Genomic DNA, 23,015 nt, shown 5'->3' with positions numbered 1-23,015 from the left:
GCTAGTATTCCAAATGATCTTTCACGGTGAGCCGTTTGCGGAATACCCAGTACGTCCACGCCTGATAGGCGATGACCAAAGGAACTGTTGTTAGCGCAATGATCGTCATCACTTTAAGCGTATACGGATTAGAAGCCGTGTTATATATCGTAAGTGTCCATTCCGGATTCAGTGAAGAGATCATCACCCTTGGAAACAGCGACATGAACACCGTGATGGTGGACAGCGTGATCGTTAAGCCCGTCATGATGAACCCCCAGCCGTCACGACCTGCCTTGAGGAAGAAATGAACGGACAATAAAGTCATCCCCGCCGTAAGCGGAACCATTCCCGGGATAATGCCGTCACGGGTAAACATGTCTGTCTGGAAGTAACACAGCAGAACAAAGAGCAGAAGAGCTGCGCTTGCCCACGCTCCAAAACGTTTGGCAGCTTGGCGAGCTCGTTCGCGGAGCTCCCCTTCTGTTTTGAGCGAAAGATAGAGCGCGCCATGCAGTAAAAACAAGAGTACGATACTAACCCCAGCCATAACCGAGAAAGGTGAAATTAAATCCCAAAACGAGCCCACGTAATTCGTATTGGCATCGATCGGCACCCCCTTCATCAAATTCGCTAGCGCGACGCCCCATAGCAACGGGGGCAGCAAACTGCCGAAGAAGATGATCCAATCCCACGTTTGACGCCACTTCGGATTCGGTAATTTGCTGCGAAACTCAAACGCGACACCTCTTCCGATCAGGGCAATGAGCATGAGAAACAAAGCCATATAAAATCCACTGAATAAGGTGGCGTACCAACCTGGAAACGCGGCAAACATGGCGCCGCCCGCTGTAATGAACCACACTTCGTTGCCATCCCAGACGGGGCCAATCGCATTGATAAGAACACGCCTTTCTGTATCCGTCTTGCCAAGGAACGGCGTCAGCATGCCCACGCCGAAATCAAATCCTTCCAGAAAGAAAAAGCCGACAAACAGCACCGTGATCAGTACAAACCATAAGGTTTCAAGCATAGGTGATTTCCCCTCACTTTCTTATTATTCATCAGTCCCCCTGTCTTACAGCAGGGTTGCCATGTTTTCCTCACGTTCATCCCGATCATGAAGATTGTGCCCTTCCTCCTCGACTCCCTTGCGTACAAAATGGACGATAAGGTACACGAACACGATTGCCAGAATGCCATAAACAAGCATAAAACCGATTAGCGAGGTCGCTACCATGGATGAGGAAACGAGAGGTGACACCCCGTCTTCTGTCTTATGCAATCCGAACACAGTCCAAGGCTGCCTTCCCACCTCTGTCATGATCCAGCCCGCTGAGTTCGCGATAAAAGGAAGACTAATGGCGGGTAGCATCCATTTCAAATAATGACGATACCGTTCCAAGCGATTGCGTAATGCGGCGTAGGTTCCTAGCATACTAAGCAGAATCATGAGTACGCCAGCCGCTACCATAATGCGGAAGCTCCAGAACGTCGTCTTCACTGGCGGAATATAATTGCCAGGACCGTATTTCGCCTCGTACTCGGCCTGCAGTTGATTCATACCGGGCACACTGCCAGTAAGCTTGTTATACGAAAGAATGCTTAACGCATAAGGAATTTCTAATTGAGACTTGTTCTCCTGCTTCTTGACATCGATTCGAGCAAATACGGTCCAAGGGGCGCTGTCCCCCGTTGTGTTCCACAGTGCTTCTGATGCAGCCATCTTCATCGGCTGAGATTTCATCAAATGCTGTGCTTGCTCATGTCCAGCTACAGCTGTCATAAAGCTTGCAGCGAGAGCAAACACGATCCCTATTGTAAAAGAGGCTTTAAATAAATCCACTCTGTGTTTGCGTATGATTTGATAAGCGCTGATGCCTGTTACGAACATTGATCCTGTAGCAAGCGCCCCATAAATAACATGCGGGAATTCAACCCATAGCTGTGTGTTGCCAAGCAGCGCGAAGAAATTCGTCATCTCCGCACGTCCATTCTGAATCGTGTAGCCGACGGGCTCCTGCATGAAAGAGTTCGCGCTCAGAATCCAGAGTGCGGATAAAGTTGCTCCAATTGCTACAAGCCATATACAAGCCAAATGCACCTTTTTCGACAGCCGATCCCAACCGAAAATCCATAACCCTAGAAACGTTGACTCCAAGAAAAAAGAAACCAAGGCTTCTACGGCAAGCGGTCCCCCAAAGACTGCACCAACATACCGAGAATAATCCGCCCAGTTCATGCCGAACTGGAACTCTTGCATAATTCCTGTCACAACACCCACTGCAAAATTAAGGAGAAACAATTTGCCCCAGAATTGTGCCATTGCTTTGTATTTATCGTCCTTCTTGACCACATACATCGTTTGCATACAAGCAATCAGATAGGCAAGACCGATAGATAAAGGTACGAAAAAAAAGTGGTAAACTGTTGTTATTCCGAACTGCCACCGACTTAAGTCTAATGCTTCCAAAAATAGCGCCTCCCTTCTTTTCGTTGTAAGTATAAATCGTGGCGTGTTGTTTGCATGTGATGAATATCACAACCGCGGTAATTTCTATTGAACAAAAAGTGTAAAAGAAAAACACTTCTCTAACCCCACTCGGGATTAAAGAAGTGCTCAACATACGAACTATGAGGCTCACTTAGGCGATTCGTTATCTGAACGCAGGCTTAGTTAGCTGTAAATTCAGGACCGGTATATACTGAAGGAATAACAATTTCACCTGATTTGATTTTATCGGCGAACGCTGCAATTGTATCCTTCACGTCTTGTGGAACAATAGGTGACAAGGCAAGTCGAACGGCATCCGGATTTTCGAGTCCAATTTTTTTCACCGTATTCGGCTTCCACGTACCTTCCGTCAAATCTTTAATCGCTCCATATACGGTCAAGCTTGCATCCGAAATCGCAGATCCAATGAAAACATCGGGTGCATCGGCATAATAATCGCGAACGTTAGCGAATTGATACACGCCATTCTCGCGTGCCGCTTCCGTCACACCAGAACGAGCATTATTCAGCATGGTGAAGATCATATCCGACCCCGCGTTGATTTGCGCTTGCGCAACTCTTTTCGCCAGAGCGGCGTCTTCCTGGTTGCCTGTAAACGTTGTAAGGAACGTTGCTTCAGGATTCGTGTATTTCAAACCGCCGGCAAATGCTGCGCGTCCCAACAGACCGGGACCTACGCGTGCGCCGGAAATATGAGAAACCACATTCGTTTTTGTCAAAAGTCCTGCAGCTGCGCCTGCCAGCCATGCGGATTCTTCCTGTTTTACCTGATAGCTGGACAGGTTATCGCCGGTCAAATTCGTTTGCGTATTAACAAATTTTATTTTGGGAAATTCTTTGGCTACCAACTTCACGGCTTCCGAGCTCTGCCCTGCATGAGCAATAATCATATCTGGGTTTGTATTAGCCAATTCACGCAATGCATCTGCAATTTGAGCGGTGTCATGCGGGATATTTTCCACAAACGTCGCCTTAATTCTGAAATCCTCTTCTGCCTTCGCCAATCCACGGTAAGCAGATTCCATAAAACCGCCGTCCTTGGAGGAACCCGGAATCAACAATGCAACTTTAGCTTTTTTATTATTGGTGTGTGACGGGTCCTTGCTAGCTTCTGCAGTAGACAAACCGAATGAAAATACTAGTGCCATCGCCAAGCTCGACAAAGCCAATTTCGAAAGTAGTTTTCTCAAGATGTACCCCTCGTTTCCAAAAAAGTAGTTTTGTCCGGACAAATCCGAGAATAAACTAGACTTCATTTTTTGTCAAATTATGCCGAAAATAAATATGGGGAATAAACCCAATAATCGCGTAATAGCGCCATTCGCAGGCCTATCCTCCCTAAAGCACCCATGACAATTGCCCTAAATTCCGACATTACGGTATGTTAAGTGAGTATTTAGGTTTAGTAAAAAGGTCTTGTATTTTTCAAAAAGCTATTCTATACTTTGGCCAATAGATATACCCATATCACGAAAAGGCAAACTTCTCGAAAGAGGAGGACGCAAAGCTACGGGCCTAAGGATTTCGATCTACGGCAGCCGGGTCACCGAAAATTGGAGGTCGTCCATCTCTTTTTTTTGGGGGTGGACTTTTTTTATTTCACAATATCTCAATGGGGGATGCTTAGATCATGAAATACATTAAGAATTTGCGAATCAAAACGAAAATCGGGGGGATGCTCGGTCTTTCCATTGTTTTCCTGCTCATTATCGGCTTTACAGGCTATTTCGTCATGAACAAGATGGCTAGCAATGCCCGTGCTATGTACGAAGAAACCTTGATTCCGAACAGCCTGGTCGAAGGACTTCTGTTCGGCAATTCCCAAATGGATGCTTTGCAGCTTGAATTGCTGCTGGCGAAAGACGAAGCTATCATTAAGCAAATCCAACAGCAAATTGTTCAAACCCGCGATAAAAATCAGGCGATACGAAAAGCTCTCGAGCAGATCACGCTGACTTCGAGAGCACAAGAGCAGTACCAAAGCTTTATCAATTTAATCCCTAAAAACAACGAAGCCAAGAAAAAAGTGGATGAATTGGCCGTTGCCAATCAAAAAGAAGCAGCGCATAAGGAATATGTGAATTCGTTCAAGCCGATCCGCGCAGAAATGATCAAAAGCCTGGAGAACGTTGTTAAGTTCAATGAAGACGACGCAAAAATCTTTTACGAGAAAAGTGTTCAAAGCTCCAAGCTGGCTTCCTCGATCATCATTGTCGTTACCCTACTTGCCGTCACTTTATGTTCCTTGATCGGATATGGCATTTCTAACATGATCACAAGACCTGTCCGCAGCATCCAGCAATTGATGGCTAAAGCGCAGGACGGAGATTTAACGGTTAACGCTACATACCAATCCAAAGACGAAATCGGTCTTCTTTCAAAGGATTTCAACGGAATGATCACCAGCTTGAGAGAAATCATTGCGAAGATCGTCCTCGAGTCTCAAAACTTGTCAGCAAGCTCGGAGCAATTGGCAGCAAGCTCCGAACAATCCAACCAAACTACCCATCATGTCGTTGCGGCCATTCAAGACATTGCTGGAGGTGCCGATCAGCAGATGCAAAGTACTATCGAAAGCGTAAGAGCAATGGAAGAGATGGCTACCGGAGTTAATCGGATTGCCGAATTTTCGGGCAATGTATCCGCAATGTCAATGGAAGCTTCCAAGGAAGCCGAGGAAGGCAATATTTCGATCCAGAAAGCGATGTCCCAAATGGATTTGATCCGAGAATCAGTCAACGATTCGGCCAAGAGTGTTAACCAACTGGGTATACGATCTCATGAAATCGGTCAAATCGTCGATGTTATTACCGATATTTCGATGCAGACAAATTTGCTTGCATTGAATGCCGCGATTGAAGCTGCAAGAGCGGGCGAACACGGAAGAGGCTTTGCCGTCGTTGCCGACGAGGTTCGGAAACTGGCGGAGCAATCCAGACAATCGGCGGAACAAATCGCGGGGATCATTCAGCAAATTCAAGGCGAAACTCGTTCTGCAGTTGTCGCCATGGAAAAAGGTAGCATAGAGGTCAAACACGGAACCGTGATTATGCAGGAAGCAGGAGAAGCATTCCGCAAAATTATGAATGGGGTGCAGCAGGTGGCCTATCAGATGGAGGAGGTTTCTGCCGCATCGCAACAAATGTCGGCAGGCACAGAGGAAATTACCGCTTCTCTCCACGATATGAACAGCATTACGGAAGTCGCCTTCTCGAAGACAGAAAGTGTAGCGGCCGCTTCGGAGCAGCAATTAGCTACGATGGAAGAAATTTCGGAATCCGTGAATGCGTTGACGCGGATGGCTCAAGAACTGCACGAAATGACTTTACGTTTTAAGAGCTGATCGCCCCGTTACCGGATACTGTGCAATAAAAAGGGGCTGCCTCAAAGTGTTCGCATGATTAAGAACGTCCCGAATTTTACGCAAAAGAACCTCCAATTCCACTTCAGTGGGAAATGGAGGTTCTTTTTAGCTGTATTGACATGTAGAACATATCCATTTCTATTTTGAGTACTAACCTAGCCTGCGGCTAGGTCATTTAAAATATCTACATTGTGCTAGGGAATGAATAAGCAAGCTAGGTGTGCTAATTCCTTCTAACTATCGAGGTATCTCGTGAGATAAGACCACAGATCGTGCTAATGTTCTGCAAAACATTACACTCTGGGCGTATTAGCGATCAATAAGCAAACGTAGCTTGCTTAAGCATCCATAACAGGAGCTATTCGAACAAATAAGCAGCTTCAGTTGCCCTATTTTCCGTATCGAACCGCGTTTAACGGGTCCACAAGCGTAGACTTGAGGGATATGAAATCACTACCGAGTACGGAAAATGGGGCTGTCTCAAAAGTGTTCGCATGGGCGACGCAACATGAGTCATCAGCCCGATTAGGTAATCGTACACTTCAGGTTGTCCATTTTACTCTGTAGACCAATTACCCTCTGGAATGTAGGATAATCAACTAAATTTGATTGCCCCGAACTTCTTAGCAGTAGCAGAACATCATAGTCGTTCGAGAGCAAATTCGAAACATTTAAAGTCCGATTAAACATATCGTCGGCCCGATCCGTAACCCGCTTTAAAACCTCGGTTTGTGTGTCGGTCATTGTTCTCATAAATATTTTGTCAGATTGAACGAAGTAAAGATACATCATTAATAAAATGGGGGCCACGATCTCTGATCTTTGCTACCCAAACTTGAAAAATCAAAAAGCCCTACGACTTCACGTAAGGCCATTATCGTTACTGTATATTCAGTCTCCATTTAATGAACCAACGCCCATCCCGAAACCTCACAATCCGCTTCGACTGTTGGGCAATCAATAAGTCATGCGTAATCAAAATAATCGTCCGATTGTGCATTTAATCTTTTTAAAATGTTTAAAATCTCCACACCTGTCATTCCCTGATAGATCACTCACTGAATGCCCCCACCTTTCCCTTCTATGTGATTAAGAAATTAATTTCAAACCAACCGCTGCGCTTAACACCATCGCAATGAACATAATCCGCTTCCAATCACTAGATTCGCCATAATACAGCATCCCGACGACTGCGCCGCCAACTGTACCGATCCCTGTCCAGACCGCATAAGACGTGCCCATCGGCAGGCTTTTCATCGCTTGGCTCAGAAGCGCAAAACTCATGACAATGCCTACAATGAAAATGCTAAAGGAGCGGATGGTTTTCGCTTTATTTATTTGGTTCATGCCCACGACGCCTACGACCTCGAACATCCCGGCAAACATGAGAAAAATCCAACCCATTAGACTGCAGTTCCTTTCTTATCTTGCTCTTTTGTCACAAATTTGAGTCCAAATACGCCGGATAAAAGCAGTAATATTAGGAATACTTTAAGAAACCTGAACGGCTCTCCGAACAGCAGCATTTCCACCAATACGGTACCGGCTGTCCCCATTCCTGTGAAGACAGCATACACGGTCCCCACAGGAAGCTTGGTAGACGCGCTAATGACTAAATGAAAAGAGATATACATCGCAATGATCGTGCCTATCCACATCATCGTCGTATTCGCATGTTTTAAACCCGTAACCCAAATCACTTCAAAAAAAGCGCCGATAAATATATAAATCCAATTACGATTCATGTGTATGATCCTCCTGCTGTTTTACGATTTGATTCCACGCCAGTATACGAACCAGGAAGCTTCAATCCTTTTAAGCGACCGATCAGCTCCTCCGAATAACAACTCTACAAACATGCCATCCAGTACAGCAAGGAAGGCAACTGTCGCCATTTCACTGCTGACATCAGAATTGATGCTCCCTGCTGCTATCGCTTGATCGAAAACAGGAATTAACATCGTTTCCAGCGTATCTAAATAATTATAACCTTGTTTGACAATCTCATTATAGAGATGGGAAGGCGGGAAAAAGGCAACCCGCAAGAAAAATTTGGTATTATCATCCTGTTCGTAGCAATCTTTATATTGGATAAGAAAGCCATAAAGAAGCTGATCAATCGAAAGATGCTTATGGCGAGCGAGATACTCAACAATTAAATTCAATTCCTTCGCTAGCACATCGTCAAACAGATCAAGAAAAAGTTCATCTTTCCCATTGAAATGTGTATAGATGGATTGTTTTTTGATGCCTACCTCCGTAGCAATATCTGCAAGCGACGCACCTTCATATCCGTTTTTGGCAAATTGTGTGAGGGCTACCCCTTTGATCCGAGTTGCAGTCATTTGATCCACTACCCCTTCCGAACGTTCGTCAGGATGATTGTATCACGTACTCCATATTGGGGCAACCAATGAAAAAGATTACCAACCATCTAGCCAGAATGGCAGGATAGTAGGCAATCTTTCTCATTCATTTAATGAGAAAAACTGTGCCACGAAAAACAAAATCGCCATCGTGATTTTTAATTTTCTGCTCAAACTTTTTTGAATAAATTTGCTCATGTTTGACACAATCAAATACCTCCTTCAACTCCTTCATATCTTTAAAGCGCTTTCAAACCTCTCACTGCTTCGTTAAAATTCTCATCTATCACCACCTCTTGATGCTTGCGCAAATTAACTTACCATTCGTAATTTACTATTAATAAACTGTCGCCTACAAGGTGCAATTGTTGCACGGCTTCTTCCTTGTGTTGAATTGAACTATTGCGGGCTATTGTCGCAATTATTGCATACAGCCGGAGAAATCAAACAGAAATGCGACTACGGTCATTCCATTTCCGAATACAAAAAAAGGACAGAAGTATGGAACTTCCATACTTCTATCCTTTCCGAAGCGGTGGGATCGAGGGGTCGTTCAATCCATTTTAATCGTTGCTCCAAAACCTAGATTTTCCTTATACATCTTCGGACTTACCCCCGTTGCCTTCTTGAATACACGGCTAAAATGCTCCGAATTAGTATAACCAACCTTTTCAGATACATCAATAATTTTAAAACCCTTCTTTAACAAACGTTTAGAATCTTCGATACGCAGATTCGTTACATATTGAATGAAACTCTCGCCGACATTCTTCATAAATAGCTTGCTCAAATAATTTTCAGTGACCCCTACCCATTCACTAACCATACCTAGACTTAATTCCTCACAATAATGCTGATGAATAAAATCTTTAGCTTTCTGAACCACACTGTAGGGTGCACTTTCTTTTTCGTACTGCTCATGGATAAATTGGTAAATTTCTTTACAGATCTGTTTGAGCCATTGTAATGTATCGTCAAGTGTTTGAATGTTTTTCATCTGTTCAAAGGGATCACTATGGTCAAATACCTCTCCCCATCGAACTTCTTGCGTATAAAGCAATGAGCTAAGCTCCCACAGGAAATCAGTTAATATCAACCTTATTTCATGAACTTCATATCTACCTTTTTCTTTCAATAGATTCGTATATCTATCAAATTCAGACTCCCAAAGCGGTTTATTCTCCTGCTTAAGCAAGCGAACAATTTCAATGCCTTTGGCTTTTAGCGCAATTCGTAGATTATCGCTAGTATCCGTGCATGATTTGGTTTCGTGCTCTGGATAAAAGAACTTGTCATACCCATCAAAAAAGCACATCGAAACCAGTTTTTTCGCTTGATTCATTAACCTATGCCAGTGCTTCCTCCCATCGACTGCATGGCTAATTCCCATCGCTACACGGACATTCACATACTGCTCAAGTCTAGTTTGGATCATAGTCAGCGTAGTGTGAATAAGTTCACGAATCGCTGTTTCACTTCTAAGTTGAGGCACAGTAATTAGCAATAAATAGGTGTTCGCATCCTCACAATAAACCATATTTCTCAATAACTTCAATTCCAGTTCTGTTTTAATCGTCTGTTTAATAACCTTCTTCGAAATCATTTCCGATGAGCTTAAAATAGATACGGCAACGACCACTTGATTAATCTCGCCTAACCAATCGCACACCTCAGAAACTAAACGGGAATACGCCATTACATTAGATTGGATATCTAAGGTGAGAAGTTCATATATCACTTTGTCTCGATATTCTTTTTCTTCTTCAAGTTGATGGATCGCTTGAGAATCTTTCAAGCTACCTTGCCGTTTTAGCTGCTGATCGACTTTTTGTAAGACAGGCAAGATGTGCTCCTCGTCCATATCTACCTTTACAATATAATCAACGGCTCCAAGTAAAAAGGCTTCACGAACATAACTATAGTCACTATATGCACTGAGTATGATTGGAATTGGCTTTTTCATTGTGTCAATGGATTGAATAGAACCCAGCAGTTCAATACCGTTCATTTTGGGCATCTGAATATCAACCAGCAAAATATCAATATCATTACGCTGCTGCAAAATAGCCAAAGCTTCTGCTCCATCACTGGCTTCAGATACAATCTCCATATCGATTTCTTTCCATGAAATAATTTGGTGCATGGCTAGTCTAACAAGAGGTTCATCATCTACAATCATGACTTTATACAAGCAATCCATCATCTCCCGAGAAAGAGTTAACTCTATGCTATTTACCCTTTAATCGCACCATCCATCATTCCTCTAAATATCAACTTGTGGAAAATGAGATAGATCAGCGCGCTAGGCAATAACGCAACCATGATAGCCGCACATAATGATGCCAGGTCTGAACTATGATCGCCAACATAACTTGTTAACGATGTTGCAATGGTTAATAGCTTTTGAGATGGCATATAGAGCTGTTGGACGAAAATATCGTTCATAATGGTTACTCCCTTAAGAATGCCAAGTGTAGCTGTCGCAGGGAGCAATAATGGAAAAATAATGGAAAAGTATATTCGGAAATAGGAAGCGCCGTCTAGCATTGCACTTTCATCGAGCTGTTCCGAAATCTTCTCCAAAAACTGCATGTAAATGTATATTTGTAAGATGTCAGTGCCTACATAAATAATAATAGGAGCCCATATCGTATCATAGATACCAATCTTGTGAATCAGTTGAAATCGTGCAATCTCAGTCGTATAGGTAGGGATAATCATGGCAAACAAAAATAAAGCAACAATGATCTTCTTTCCAGTAAATTGAAAGCGGTTTAACACGTAAGCTGTCATGGTTCCAAGCAATGCGTTGCCAATGATGCTTATGCCTACAAGAAGAAATGAATTTTGCAAGCCTCGCAGCAAATGGCCCTTGTTAATAGCAACTTTGTAATTCTCTAGATTCAAAAAATTAGATGGCAAAGAAAACGGAGATGTTGCACCAAGCTCCATATTGTTTTTAAACGATCCAAAAAAAATGAGCAAAATAGGTACAAACACAATTATAGCCATGCCTATAAATAAGATGTAATACATCGTTCGGCTCAGAATACGTACCATCTATTCCCCACTCCTATCTTTAACCAACCATTGCTGTAGTCTGGAAAGTATAATAACCATAAGCAAGAGTATGATGGCCATTGCAGAAGCAAGTCCATAACTGTTGTTTTTAAAAGCCGTGCTTAATGCGAACAGACCAAACGTGCTGCTTTCAATTCCCGGTCCGCCGCCTGTAATCACTAACGGTATATCATACTGAAGAAGCGCTCCCGAGACATTAAGAAATAAAATAATTTCAATGACACGGCGTATACCAGGCAACGTAATGTACCGCTGTTGCTGCCAAAAGTTGGCCCCGTCTAATCTCGCAGATTCGTATAAATCATTAGGAATAGATTGAAGTCCAGCCATAAAAAGTATAATATGTACACCTGAAAAACGCCAGATCGATACGGCAACGAGTGAATAATTGACGACATGAATATTGCTGATCCATCCTGTAATGAATGATCCTAGGCCTATAGATCTCAGAAATGCATCTAAAGGTCCATTCACTGGATTGTAAATATAAGTAAACATATAAGCAACTGCAATGCCGTTAATGATATAGGGCATCAGTACTGTAAAACGGAAAAACGAACTTCCTCTTAGCGTACGATTTAGCAGTACGGCCGCCATGAGCTCAACGGGAATCATGCATCCATGAATAATAAAATAAAGACTGTTATTTTTTAGTGCGTGCCACGCTTCTGGAAAGTCAAACAAAACCCTTTTATAATTATCAAAACCGATATATTTAAGGCTTGGACTGTATCCATCCCAATTCGTAAAGCTGTAACGAACCAATTCGATCGTTGGGTATACAAGAAATAATAAGAGCAGCGAAATTGGCACGAACAATAGTGTAACAATGGTTACCATTTTTTGCAGATTGTAATTCATCTCTCTCACTCCTGATGGCAAGAAGAAGGTGCTATTCCCAAACTGCAAAGTAGCACCCTCTCTTATTATTATGACTTATTATTTGCTTGAATCAATTGCTTTTTTCCACTTATTATTCAAATCAGCTTCAATCTTATCCATTGTCTTCCCTGCAAATATGTCTTGAGCGATCATTGAAGGATCGTATTGAGCGGCAGCCTTAACTTTGTTATACATCTCATCGGTTGCATCATATACAAACGGCTTGAATGGCGTCTTCTGTGCTTCTTTTGCAAAGAAAGGATTTTCACTTACTACGGTATTCATTGTAGACATTTGTTTACTATTGCTTATATAAGCCCCATAAACCTCCTTGCTAAATATCCATTGTAATAATGCTTTTGCTTCTTCAACGTTTTTCGAGTTTTTATTAACACCAACATGCATATCGGACATCGTCATGGATGTTAATGGCTCGCTTGCACTGCTTCTCCAAGGCATTACAAATGCACCAAGATCTTCATCTGATTTCACTCGACCCATATAATCTGGATAATACCATTGACCTAGCGCAGTCATTGCAGCTTTCTTGGCTTCGAATGCTTGTGTTTGCTGATCGAAAGATACGGACAACGGATCTGGACCTGCAAGTTTTTTCGTGGCAACATCCTGCAGGAACTTGGCTGCCTTGTCAAAGGATGAGTTTGCCGTAAATGGAGCTTCGTTTTTCGGAAGATTCGTCAAAAAGCTCTCATCCCCGGATAATACGTGCGGTCCGAATTCCATGAACGGATAAGATGTCCAGCTATCTTTCATACCTAGAGAAAGAGGGATGTATTTTCCATTTGCTTTTACTTTCTCCATTAAAGAAATAAATTCCGGCATTGTTTTAGGAATTTCTAAACCTAGCTCTTTAAAAATACTTGGGTGGTAGTAGATTACTTCATAGAAAGATACCAAAGGAAGACCTAGCGTTTTGCCGTCAATTTTCGTTGTGAATTTATTATCTTTAGCAACTTGCATATCATCCAGTGGCAGTAAGGATTGTTTATAGACTTGTAAAGCGGCCGGTTTCATATAGAACACATCCGGCAAATCCTTTGCCGCAAGATTAACCTTTAAATATTGCCCTTTATTATCCGGTACTTTAAGAACTTCAACTTTTACATTGGGTTTCAGCTTCGTATACTCTTTTACTTTCTCTGTCCAAAAATCGATATCCGCTTGCGCTTCCCACATGGCAAATTTCAATGAAACCGGATCTGTCTTTTGCGTTGTTGCTGGAGCTGTTGATGGTGCTGGTGTTGTTGATGCTGTTTTTGTTCCGCAGCCTGACAGTACGCTTGCCATGACTAACGTCATAACACCTAAAGAACTCACCCATTTTTTCTTACTCATTTGAAGCACCCCTTCATATTAGATAATAGCTAGGTTGTTTGTAGCCTGTTATGATCATACAATTATTGAAAGCGTAAACAAATGATCGAATCTGGCAAAAACATGATATTTTGTGCACTACCCGATATCTTGAATCTGTTGTTCATTATCCTGCGTATTCGTTGTCAGGAGTGGAACACGAATCACGATTTTAGTACCAGTCGGCTCATTCGGTTGTATAGTTAAACCAAAGTACTCACCATATTGCAATTGTATACGACGATTTACATTGGAAATCCCCATTCCGCTGAACTTGTTCTCATGATTCTGATTTATGAATGGATGCAGTTGTTCATCCGCCATGCCTATTCCATTGTCTGCGATTTCTATTTGTAAACTCCCTTCGACAATCCGAGCATTCACCCAGATTTGTCCATCTATATCCTTTTCATCCAAACCATGCACGATACAGTTTTCCACGATAGGTTGCAGCAACAGCTTCAGAATATAGAGAGATTGCGTTTCCTCCGCAACATGCCATTCCACACTTATTTTCTTTCCAAACCTGTTTTCCATAATGTAAAGATAGTACTTTAGATGCTCAATTTCCTCCGAGAGGTTATTAAGTGTACTGCCCCGATTAAAAGAAGAGGAAACCAGCTTCATTAACGCCATGGTCATATTACGTATATTGTCTACCTTGCTAACAAGCGCCATTAGCTTGATTACATTTAGCGTGTTAATTAGAAAATGAGGATTAATCTGTGATTGCAGGGAGTCAAACTCTGCTTTCCGCTTCGCTCTTTCTTCCTCCTTATTTCGCAAAATTAATTGATGAATATGATCTAACATATAATTAAATGTGTTTCCAAGCGTTACCATTTCAGCGCTGCCCGAAGCGACAATCTTAGCATTTAAGTTCCCCCCCACAACTCTCGTCATCTTTCTAACTAGTACATGGATCGGCTTAGTTAGACTACGTACGATAAGAAACGAGATCATCAAAAACACTATGGTACCGACAATTGTGGAAATGATAACTACTCCGAATATTTTATCGTAGGTTTGTGTCAGCTGACTGTAAGGAATTTGATGAATAACTTTCCATCCGGTATTAGGAACGGTTGCATAAGTGACCAGCATCTTCTTATCGTCCAAATTCGAAATAAAGTTACCTTCTTGTTCTTTGGACACATTCTCAAACAGAATCTGATCCACGACCTCTATATTCGATAATCCATAGCTTGAAGCAATGATTTGTCTATTTTTATCTACAATTAAAAAATCTGCGGTATTATGAAGATCTCCTCGTAAAATGTTCTCAAAGGAGCTCCGATTGAATGCGCAATAAATCAGTTCAACCGTTTGCAAGCCCGGAAGTAATTGGGGGGAAACAGCTGCGGTGATGACATGTGGATTTCCAATATCGAACAATACATTTTTTTGCAAGCCAATAAATTGAACTTGAATGGGATCCGAAAGCGTATTTAAATACCACCCCGATTGACGGGTTACACTTTCATTTTCTATCAAGTTTCGACTATAGGAGAAGACCCCTCCTTTTTTAAAAAAGAAACTAACCGAAAGTATATAGTTATTTATCGAAGCATTATATCGAGTCAGTGCATTATTTAAATAATCCGTATAGATATGCTTATTGTCACTATCGGCTTCCGACAGCTGCGTGGCATTGTTCAAAATTTCTTGATCTACGCCAAGATTGGCAGTTATATACATCACTTTCTTCGTTTCCTGTTCGGCGGTGTAGGTGATAGAATGTAAAGTTTGCATGGTTCGATCCGTTGTTTGAGCTAATAAGTCGTGCTTATAGACTTGTAGAATTAAGATGGCTAGCGATGTCACGGGTACTACAACCATGACAAAAAGAAGGAGATAGAGTAGTGTTGAGATTTTCCACGGCCTTCTTAAAATGCTCATATTCATTAACCTCGTCCCGTTCTATATTCTCTGCTTTAGAAGCAAAAGTATAAAACATATACTTTCTTATCTACAAACAAATCCCCTTATCAAGCAGCTAAAATAAAGCGTACTTGATTAGGGGACTGTTTACAATACAATAAATTGCCGGTGAATCTATGAAGTATTCAAAATAATTATTGGGATAACAAATATTGCGCATCACGCAGCAAATAGTTTGCGGCTTGGCTTGAAATATGCTTGCCGTTCTGCGCCTTCACTTCATTCACAAAAGCAGCCAAATTGTTTGCATTCAATTTACTATGCAAGCTATTCGCAATCCCCGCGTTATCGATCCAGCCATCATTTGCAAAGCGCGTTACTAATGTCTTCAAGGAATCGACGCTTGTCGTAGTCTGAAATACTACGGTTTGGCTGCCTGCGTTACCCGCCAGATCGCTCGCGGTGAAGATCAACGTATGCGAACCAAGCGGCAGCGTGAAGAGATCAATGGTTGCCCCTGACTGAATCCTGTCCGTATCCAACGTCACTGTCGTTTGACTGTTGTCAATCCCGGACAGGTCGTCGATTAGTGCAATGACGGGGGTAATACCACTCGCATCACTAAACGTACCGTACACGAATCCGGTGACAGTGATGGTCGGAGCCGCCTGGTCCAGATTGAAGTTGATCGTTTTCGGTGTTTCTACGTTGCCAGCGTTATCCGTCGAACGGTAGCTCACGGTATACTTGCTGTTTTGACTCATTGTTACAAGCGACGCATAGGGTTGCCAGGTTGCACCGCCATCCAGACTGTACTCCGTCTTGGCTACGCCGGACATGTTGTCAGAAGCGGTTAGGCTTAACGTTACAGGATGTACATACCAGCCATTCGCTCCATCCGGCTGAGTCGGCTCAACGACTGCGGTCGTCACAGGCGCCGTAGAGTCGATCGTTACCTTGGTCTCGCCAACAACATCGGAGCCGTCATTCGCTTTGGCAACGACGGTTACAGCACCGTCTTTAAGAGCGGTTAGTAGACCAGACTCATTGATGGTTGCTGCATCTGTAGTCGCCCCATTGTCACCCGTAACGCTCCATTTTACCGTCTTAACACTTGCATTATCCGGTTTTACGGTTGCAGTCATTTGCAATGTTCCGTTCACCTGATTGATGAAAGCATTTCCATTCTCGCCGGAAACGGCAATGGAACTGACTGGTAGAGTAGCGGTTCCGCTTCGATAAACATTAATTTCTGCTGCGGAAGCCCAGCCGCCAGTACCGGCAGTAGCCTCCAACTTCACATAAGATGCAACTGTCGGCGTGAACACTGCTTTCTTAGCGACTGAAGTATTTGCCCAACTTCCACTTGTTACTTTCGTGAAATTCACGCCATCTGTACTTGTATAAATATTATAGGCAGTAATCCGGCCATTCACGTTGCCGTCTTGTCTTGGTAAATATTGCAGTTCGCTGATTGGATAACTTCCACCCAAATTTAGCGTAAACGACTGTGGTAATGGTGTACTCAAATCCCATTTGGTATGCCATATTGTTGAAGAATTTCCATCAATCGCGTTTGCTGCTTGATCGTTTGAATAAACCGTTTCTTGACTTGTCGCCGTTGCAGTCATTTGCGATTGCGGGATGAGAACCGGCACTTCGAAAATCACATTCAATTCCGCTGCGGATGCATAACCGCCATTACCCGCTGTTGCCTCAAATTTGATATAGGAAGCTATTGTAGGCGCGAAAGTCGCGTTTTTCTCGGACGCATCGTTTGCCCAGCTACCGGTTGCTACTTTTGTAAAATTGGTGCCATCGTTACTTACATAAATATTATAAGCTGTAACCCGGCCATTCACGTTTCCGTCCTGCCTTGGTAAATACTTCAGATTCGTTACATTGTAGGTACCGCCAAGGTTCAAAGTGATCGATTGCGGAAGCGGATTGGATAAATCCCATTTCGTATGCCATATTGTTGCCGGATTGCCATCCAAAACATTAGAAGCCGGATTATTGGCATTCGTCGTTTCCTGACTGGTCGCCGTCGCCGTCATTTGCGATTGCGGCACAACATTGCTTGGAGGCGTTGGAGGAAGTACTCCGCCTACTTTCACCGTAAAATCATCCATGACAAAATCAGTGCTATTGTTGGTCAGCTTCCTGACTCCTACCCATGTATTTCCTGTTGAACTTGCAGCAATCACTTTTGTAAATGTTTGTGGCGATGTCACGGTACCAAAAGGTGTGCTGGATATTTCCGAATTTCCATCCCCCACTACAAAAGTGTAATCACCAGCTTGTTGATTCTCATACTGGAACGTAATCGTATAGTTTGTGCCTGGTGCAAATCGAATCGTTTGTGGCAATGTTCTGTATAGTAGCCCCGTATTCTCCTTATGTGACATCAGCGACCATTCTCCACTGATGATGTGGTCAATTGGGTTGCCATTCCAGCCCTTTTGCGTGTAAGGCGCGTGCAAGTTGGCCAGAGAAGATCTCGGATCGTTCGTACCGCCCGCATCTGCTTTTACAAACGGATACAAACCTGCATCTACGTGTTCAAAATCTTCTGCGAAATAGGCGCCAGTCGGATTAGCTGCTCGTTGTACTTTCATCAGATGAAGATCATCAAAGGTAATGCCCACAGTGCCTGGATCTCCTTGTAGGTAAAGCGTTGCAGTCGTTTGCCCTGCTGGAACGTCAAACAACACGCGCATCCTCTGCATATTCGTATCATTTTTGGAATCCCCAGCTATTCGATTGCTTGCAAAAGAACTTTCCGTATAATTCGTCACTTCAGGCCCACCGTAATCCTTAACCCCAATTTGGGCGCGGCGTTTGCCATCCACTTGCACATAAACGTACGCCGAATACGTTCCCTGTGAAAGCCCTGTAAGTTGTTGGCTGATGCTCACAGCATTACCGCTTGCGATTTTCAGTTCATATTGCCCGCGAGCGTTACGCTTAACAGATGCTGTAGCCGCATCTCCAGTTACTGACCATGATGTAAGTCCACCGCTATTAAAGCCCGGATCTTTGATAGAAGTACCTTCTCCCCAATTCACATCCGTCGTTGCAGGAGCACTTCCCTTATAGATCACGTATGGTGTTTTCGCAAGAGCGTTAAGGGTAACTTGGTTGTTCGTAACTGCAACATCTTGAACTAACTGTTTGCCCTGATCCGTCAACTTGTAAAGCTTTACTGTACTGAGTCCCGACCAACTTAATGGAAGCGTCCATGTCGTTGTACCGCTGGTTGCATTCCAGTGATAAAGTTTATCTTCCGTTATCGGACTCCAAGGAAGTAAGTATGCACCACCATCTAGGACAGTAATGCCATCCTTCGTGATGACTCTTTTACCACTAGCATTGCTAACGCTTACATTGTTGGTGAAATTAATTGTGTTTGCCGTCCATTTTAGAATTGGAAAATGCTGCATATATTTCGTAGGTAAATTCGTCGAAAAAGTCATATTGATCATGTCATCGAAATTAATTTTGCCTTGCCAGCCTTCGAATTCCTCGAGCTCTGCTCCGCCAAGCAGAGGGTTGCGCGCGATCCAAGTATCTTTTTGATGATTATGGATAAACCGGGCAATCTGACTATTAAATCCTTTTATACTTTGTTCCCCATAGTTGTAGTCAACGGCCCAGTGGTACCAAACCGAATCATTTTCCATCACATTGGGGAATTCTGTCGTAGCTGCCCATCCCAAAGCATTCTGTTCTTGCGCAAGTCTTCTGCCATTCCAGCCTTGTTCAAACCAAGCATCGTTATAAATGAAGTCGAGATTCGGCACGCTGTCCTTCAATTCCTGAAGGCGGCTTACTCTGGCTCCGGTTGCAGCCTCGCTACGCATTTGCTCTTTGTTATAGTCAAACGATAGATCGACCCAATCCCTTCCCGACTTATTCGGGTCTACTAATGTGTCGGTAAAATGTTTGGCTTGCGGATTAGCGCCTGTAGCACTAATATGAACGCCAAAATACCCACCATAATTACGGCCCACATTAACAAGCGTATTCATATCCGCAGCTCCGCCTTGACGGATCCCGATGTTGTTGCCGTAATCGGCATGTGCGGAGTCATGGCCTTCTTGTTGATAACCTTTGAGCAAAATAAATTGTTGTAACCCATCCGTTTCTTGGTAGATTCTCTTCGTTTCATCCAATGTTTTCAAGAAAGGGTTCGTAGCCTGGCTTGCAAAATTAAACGGAATACGTTGAACGACCAGATCGGGGATCTTATCGCTGCCAACCGGATTATTCATAATGCTGCGATATGCAACGGCCCCGTCTTGCCAGTCAACGGTACTATCCCCATTGGCATCGCCTGTAATGACAACCTTTTCACTAGGCAGCGGCTCGCTTGTGCTCATGCCAGCAGGTCGATATGTCCAAGGCGCACTCCAGACGCCGGTACGGTAATAGCTGGTCTTATTTACCGTTTGTTTGCGAAGCCTGTCATTATCGTTATCTGTCGAATAATCCTGAATCGCATTCGTCCAGATGGCTCCCGCAAGCTGATTCGTATTCAGTATGGTATACAAATAGTTTTTAGGTGAACTGTCGGGCGTAGGCGAACCTGTTACATCCTGGTACGTATCTCCAGTTCCGGTTACAGCCGTATACATCCGAGAGCCGGAAAATGTGGCTCCTGTTTGCGTACTTCTTACAGAAAGCAGATTATGATTGGGGATTTCAAACGTGCTGACTTTGGTAGTACCATTCTCTGCGATTCCTATAACATTAAAATGTAAAGCATTCCCAACGACTTCAAGATCGATGTTAATCGTAACGTTAATTGACGGAATCGTTAATGCGTAAGATGCCTTGGAATCCGTTTTACTAAACGTTACGGTTGGCGTGTAACTCGTTCCATTGATCAAGACTTGAGTTAAAGCATCCTCTTGGCCATACATGACAGCATGATTAGCTAACCATTGATATTGCAGCACGCTTGGAAATGTATCATCGACAGCAACTCTCAACACAGAAGACTCGATGGTTTGCGATGCGGCATGGGCAACATTCGTTGTGTATTTCGATAAATTTCCGTTGAAACTTCCAAACACTTGAACGAACACCAAAGAAAAAAACATCATCGATAGTTTAAAAAGTTTCAGTTTCTTAGCCAGTTTCATCATCCCCTTCAATGTTGTAATCATGTTACATAAATAACTACTTCACAGACAATCTTTTTAGATGTATCTGCATCTCACTTAGATCATTAACCACTTCCTTCGCTAAAGATTTCGAAAAATAAACGGAGTATATAAAAGCGTTTTCAAAACGATTGTAATAGGATTCTAGCTTTAAAAGAATGATATATTCTATTATTTCCCCCTCATTTTTTGGGTAGTGCGTTCAAGAGCGTTATGATGTAACGATGCCCAAATATTCATAGTGTAACCAATGCCTTTTGTCGCAAGATAGTCACAATTATTGCAGGTGCATTGGTTGGTTGCTTAGCATTATGGGGGAAATAGAAAAAAGAACGCAAGCAAGAGCAATGGCTCCTGATCGCGTTCATAATTCTGTGAAGTATTCTAATTGATTATTGGGATAATAAATATTGCGCATCGCGCAGCAAATAGTTAGCGGCTTGGCTTGAAATATGCTTGCCATTCTGCGCCTTCACTTCACTCACAAAAGCAGCCAAATTGTTTGCATTCAATTTACTATGCAAGCTCTTCGAGATCCCCTCATTATCGATCCATCCATCCTTCGCAAAACGTGTTACTAATGTCTTCAAGGAATCGACGCTTGTCGTAGTCTGAAATACTACGGTTTGGCTGCCTGCGTTACCCGCCAGATCGCTCGCGGTGACGGTCAACGTATGCGAACCAAGCGGCAGCGTGAAGAGATCAATGGTTGCCCCTAACTGAATCCTGTTCGTATCCAACGTCACTGTCGTTTGACTGTTGTCAATCCCGGACAGGTCGTCGTTTAGTGCAATGATAGGGGTAATACCATCGGCATCGCTAAACGTACCGTACACGAGTCCGGTGACGGTGATGGTCGGGGCCGCCTGGTCCAGATTGAAGTTGATCGTCTTCGACGTTTCTACGTTATCCGTCGAACGGTAGCTCACGGTATACTTGCTGGTTTGACTCCATGTTACAAGCGACGTATAGGGATGCCAGGTTGCCCCGCCATCCAAACTATACTCTGTCTTGGCTACGCCGGACACATTATCGGCAGCGATTAAGCTTACGGTGACCGGATGAACGTACCAGCCGTTCGCTCCATCCGGCTCTGCCGGCACGGCGACGCCGGCTGTCACAGCCGGCGTCGTATCAATTATTACCTTGCTCTCGCCTATAACGCCGGAGCCGTCATTCGCTTCGGCGATGACGGTCACGACACCGTCCTTATGAGCGGTTAGAAGACCGGCCACATCGATGGTTGCCGCATCGGCAGTAGCCACATTGTCACCGTATAAGCTCCACTTAACCGTCTTGATGCTGGCATTATCCGGCTTCATGGCAGCGGTCATTTGCAGCGTCCCGTTTGCCTGATTGATGAAAGCTTTTCCGTTCTCGCCGGAAACTGTAATGGAACTGACCGGAATGTTAACCGTCACACTCACGTTGTTGATGTAAGTGGTTCCTGTTGGGGTACCCCCTGTGGTAAAACGAATGCCATTCAGGCTCTTAACCGCATTATTAAATGTTGCCCCAGTTACCATTAAAACATTATTTACATAGATGTCGTATGTTTGAGTCTGCAAATTGACGTCAAGCTTCACTGTATACCATGTATTCGTGCTTTCCGATTGGATCGTATGAGTAACGCCGGCACTATCGACCCAAACCAAACCTGATCCAATGGTACGTAGCAATGGACCGTATGTTCCATTGACATCTCCGGATGTTAAACCAAAGCTCGTATATTTGCCGGCCGTCACTTCCATGAAATTGAATTGAGCAGTTACGGTACTGTACTGAGCTGCAAAGTTTTTCCATGCTGAGCCGCTGTAAGTCGCACTGTTATCAAACAGTTTCATACTTTTTATCGGTCACGCTTGGAACCTCCGCAGTTGTTACAGTTTCATTGGCATCGGTTGTTGAAACGTACCAGCCTTGATCATTGCCTAATACGTTTCCTGTTGTATAGCTATCAAAATTGTCGCTTGCTAAAGAGCTAGAAAGATTCAAGCTCGCATTGAATGTTTTTCCGCCAGAACCGCTTACATTAATAGAAAGCTTAATTGTTGGCGAAAGTTGAGTAACTGTAACATTCGGGTCGTTGCTAATAACCGAAGTTGCAGAACGATTCAATGTAAGATTAAAAACGCGGATCTTATTATTTTCGCGGCAACCTGTCACCTGACGACTTTGTCATTTGGGGAGATTATTTTTATCTTGAGGCTCTACTGCGCCTGGAGAGGGACCTTCCTGGTTATTGGTACGAAAGAAAGTAGCAAAGGGGAATAAAACTTTCATAAATTAGGGGCACCCTTTGAGGGTGCCCCTAAAAAATTTCGCCTCAAAGATGATATGCTGAGCCGTATCACAAATGAGGCGAAATTTTTGGCTTTAAGCGCGTACCGGGCGTGGAAAGTTGG

At 43.4% G+C, this 23,015-nt stretch carries 15 protein-coding genes, 1 pseudogene and 1 riboswitch; of the genes and pseudogenes, 2 read left to right on the top strand and 14 right to left on the bottom strand.

Features of this window, described 5'->3' with window-relative positions; genetic code table 11:
- Nucleotide 1: 1 nt before the first annotated feature.
- From cydB to ACBP55_RS11645, 3 genes are all read right to left on the bottom strand, one after another.
- A complete protein-coding gene (gene cydB, locus ACBP55_RS11655) occupies nt 2-1,012 on the bottom strand; it encodes a cytochrome d ubiquinol oxidase subunit II (RefSeq protein ID WP_464651682.1) in 1,011 nt (336 codons plus the stop codon).
- Between the two features lie 45 nt (nt 1,013-1,057).
- Entirely contained in the window at nt 1,058-2,452 is a 1,395-nt protein-coding gene (locus ACBP55_RS11650; protein WP_464651680.1) for a cytochrome ubiquinol oxidase subunit I, read from the bottom strand.
- A 200-nt stretch (nt 2,453-2,652) separates the two neighbouring features.
- Entirely contained in the window at nt 2,653-3,684 is a 1,032-nt protein-coding gene (locus tag ACBP55_RS11645; protein ID WP_464651679.1) for a BMP family protein, read from the bottom strand.
- 276 nt (nt 3,685-3,960) lie between these two features.
- A riboswitch (cyclic di-GMP riboswitch) is annotated at nt 3,961-4,045 on the top strand.
- 79 nt (nt 4,046-4,124) lie between these two features.
- Between ACBP55_RS11645 and ACBP55_RS11640 the strand changes: the two genes are divergently transcribed.
- Nucleotides 4,125-5,837, top strand: a complete 1,713-nt coding sequence (locus tag ACBP55_RS11640; RefSeq protein ID WP_464651678.1) for a methyl-accepting chemotaxis protein — start codon at nt 4,125-4,127, stop codon at nt 5,835-5,837.
- A gap of 1,110 nt (nt 5,838-6,947) precedes the next feature.
- Here the strand turns inward: ACBP55_RS11640 and ACBP55_RS11635 are convergent.
- The 11 genes from ACBP55_RS11635 to ACBP55_RS11585 form a co-directional block, all read right to left on the bottom strand.
- Nucleotides 6,948-7,262 (bottom strand): DMT family transporter, encoded by a 315-nt coding sequence (locus ACBP55_RS11635; protein ID WP_171644007.1) that lies wholly within the window; start codon nt 7,260-7,262, stop codon nt 6,948-6,950.
- On the bottom strand, nt 7,262-7,603 hold the full coding sequence (locus tag ACBP55_RS11630; protein WP_464651677.1) for a DMT family transporter: 342 nt from the start codon (nt 7,601-7,603) through the stop codon (nt 7,262-7,264). Before ACBP55_RS11630 ends, ACBP55_RS11635 begins: the two co-directional genes overlap by 1 nt.
- A 21-nt stretch (nt 7,604-7,624) precedes the next feature.
- Nucleotides 7,625-8,203 carry a TetR/AcrR family transcriptional regulator gene (locus ACBP55_RS11625; protein WP_464651675.1) on the bottom strand — a complete coding sequence of 193 codons (579 nt, stop codon included), beginning with the start codon at nt 8,201-8,203 and terminating at the stop codon, nt 7,625-7,627.
- Between the two features lie 574 nt (nt 8,204-8,777).
- Complete coding sequence (locus tag ACBP55_RS11620; RefSeq protein ID WP_464651673.1) at nt 8,778-10,415, bottom strand: response regulator; 1,638 nt, start codon at nt 10,413-10,415, stop codon at nt 8,778-8,780.
- A 41-nt stretch (nt 10,416-10,456) separates the two neighbouring features.
- On the bottom strand, nt 10,457-11,284 hold the full coding sequence (locus ACBP55_RS11615; RefSeq protein WP_464651671.1) for a carbohydrate ABC transporter permease: 828 nt from the start codon (nt 11,282-11,284) through the stop codon (nt 10,457-10,459).
- Nucleotides 11,285-12,166 carry a carbohydrate ABC transporter permease gene (locus ACBP55_RS11610; protein ID WP_464651669.1) on the bottom strand — a complete coding sequence of 294 codons (882 nt, stop codon included), beginning with the start codon at nt 12,164-12,166 and terminating at the stop codon, nt 11,285-11,287.
- Between the two features lie 78 nt (nt 12,167-12,244).
- Nucleotides 12,245-13,543 (bottom strand): ABC transporter substrate-binding protein, encoded by a 1,299-nt coding sequence (locus ACBP55_RS11605; RefSeq protein WP_464651667.1) that lies wholly within the window; start codon nt 13,541-13,543, stop codon nt 12,245-12,247.
- Nucleotides 13,544-13,660: 117 nt separating this feature from the next.
- The gene (locus ACBP55_RS11600) at nt 13,661-15,460 is read right to left on the bottom strand and encodes a sensor histidine kinase (protein ID WP_464651666.1); all 1,800 of its coding nucleotides are present in this window, start codon (nt 15,458-15,460) and stop codon (nt 13,661-13,663) included.
- A gap of 176 nt (nt 15,461-15,636) precedes the next feature.
- The gene (locus ACBP55_RS11595) at nt 15,637-20,613 is read right to left on the bottom strand and encodes an endo-alpha-N-acetylgalactosaminidase family protein (RefSeq protein ID WP_464651665.1); all 4,977 of its coding nucleotides are present in this window, start codon (nt 20,611-20,613) and stop codon (nt 15,637-15,639) included.
- Nucleotides 20,614-21,002: 389 nt separating this feature from the next.
- Nucleotides 21,003-22,454 (bottom strand): Ig-like domain-containing protein, encoded by a 1,452-nt coding sequence (locus ACBP55_RS11590; RefSeq protein WP_464651664.1) that lies wholly within the window; start codon nt 22,452-22,454, stop codon nt 21,003-21,005.
- On the bottom strand, nt 22,441-22,776 hold the full coding sequence (locus tag ACBP55_RS11585) for a hypothetical protein (RefSeq protein ID WP_464651663.1): 336 nt from the start codon (nt 22,774-22,776) through the stop codon (nt 22,441-22,443). The genes ACBP55_RS11590 and ACBP55_RS11585 overlap by 14 nt, the downstream gene beginning before the upstream one ends.
- On the opposite strand from ACBP55_RS11585, the pseudogene ACBP55_RS11580 reads away from it, so the two are divergent.
- Nucleotides 22,740-22,871, top strand: a pseudogene (locus ACBP55_RS11580) (glycoside hydrolase family 88 protein); the annotation flags it as partial. The gene ACBP55_RS11585 and the pseudogene ACBP55_RS11580 overlap by 37 nt on opposite strands.
- Between the last annotated feature and the right edge of the window lie 144 nt (nt 22,872-23,015).

This window comes from Paenibacillus sp. WG02, assembly GCF_055396115.1.
Note: the sequence above shows the minus strand (reverse complement) of the source record. Positions and strands in the feature narration are given on the sequence as shown.

Bases quoted from the DNA above. Each gene is read 5' to 3' on its own strand.
- ACBP55_RS11590 (WP_464651664.1), bottom strand. From the start codon at position 22,454: ATGAAACTGTTTGATAACAGTGCGACTTACAGCGGCTCAGCATGGAAA.
- cydB (WP_464651682.1), bottom strand. From the start codon at position 1,012: ATGCTTGAAACCTTATGGTTTGTACTGATCACGGTGCTGTTTGTCGGC.
- ACBP55_RS11595 (WP_464651665.1), bottom strand. From the start codon at position 20,613: ATGATTACAACATTGAAGGGGATGATGAAACTGGCTAAGAAACTGAAA.
- ACBP55_RS11615 (WP_464651671.1), bottom strand. From the start codon at position 11,284: ATGGTACGTATTCTGAGCCGAACGATGTATTACATCTTATTTATAGGC.
- ACBP55_RS11610 (WP_464651669.1), bottom strand. From the start codon at position 12,166: ATGAATTACAATCTGCAAAAAATGGTAACCATTGTTACACTATTGTTC.
- ACBP55_RS11640 (WP_464651678.1), top strand. From the start codon at position 4,125: ATGAAATACATTAAGAATTTGCGAATCAAAACGAAAATCGGGGGGATG.
- ACBP55_RS11635 (WP_171644007.1), bottom strand. From the start codon at position 7,262: ATGGGTTGGATTTTTCTCATGTTTGCCGGGATGTTCGAGGTCGTAGGC.
- ACBP55_RS11630 (WP_464651677.1), bottom strand. From the start codon at position 7,603: ATGAATCGTAATTGGATTTATATATTTATCGGCGCTTTTTTTGAAGTG.
- ACBP55_RS11625 (WP_464651675.1), bottom strand. From the start codon at position 8,203: ATGACTGCAACTCGGATCAAAGGGGTAGCCCTCACACAATTTGCCAAA.
- ACBP55_RS11605 (WP_464651667.1), bottom strand. From the start codon at position 13,543: ATGAGTAAGAAAAAATGGGTGAGTTCTTTAGGTGTTATGACGTTAGTC.
- ACBP55_RS11600 (WP_464651666.1), bottom strand. From the start codon at position 15,460: ATGAGCATTTTAAGAAGGCCGTGGAAAATCTCAACACTACTCTATCTC.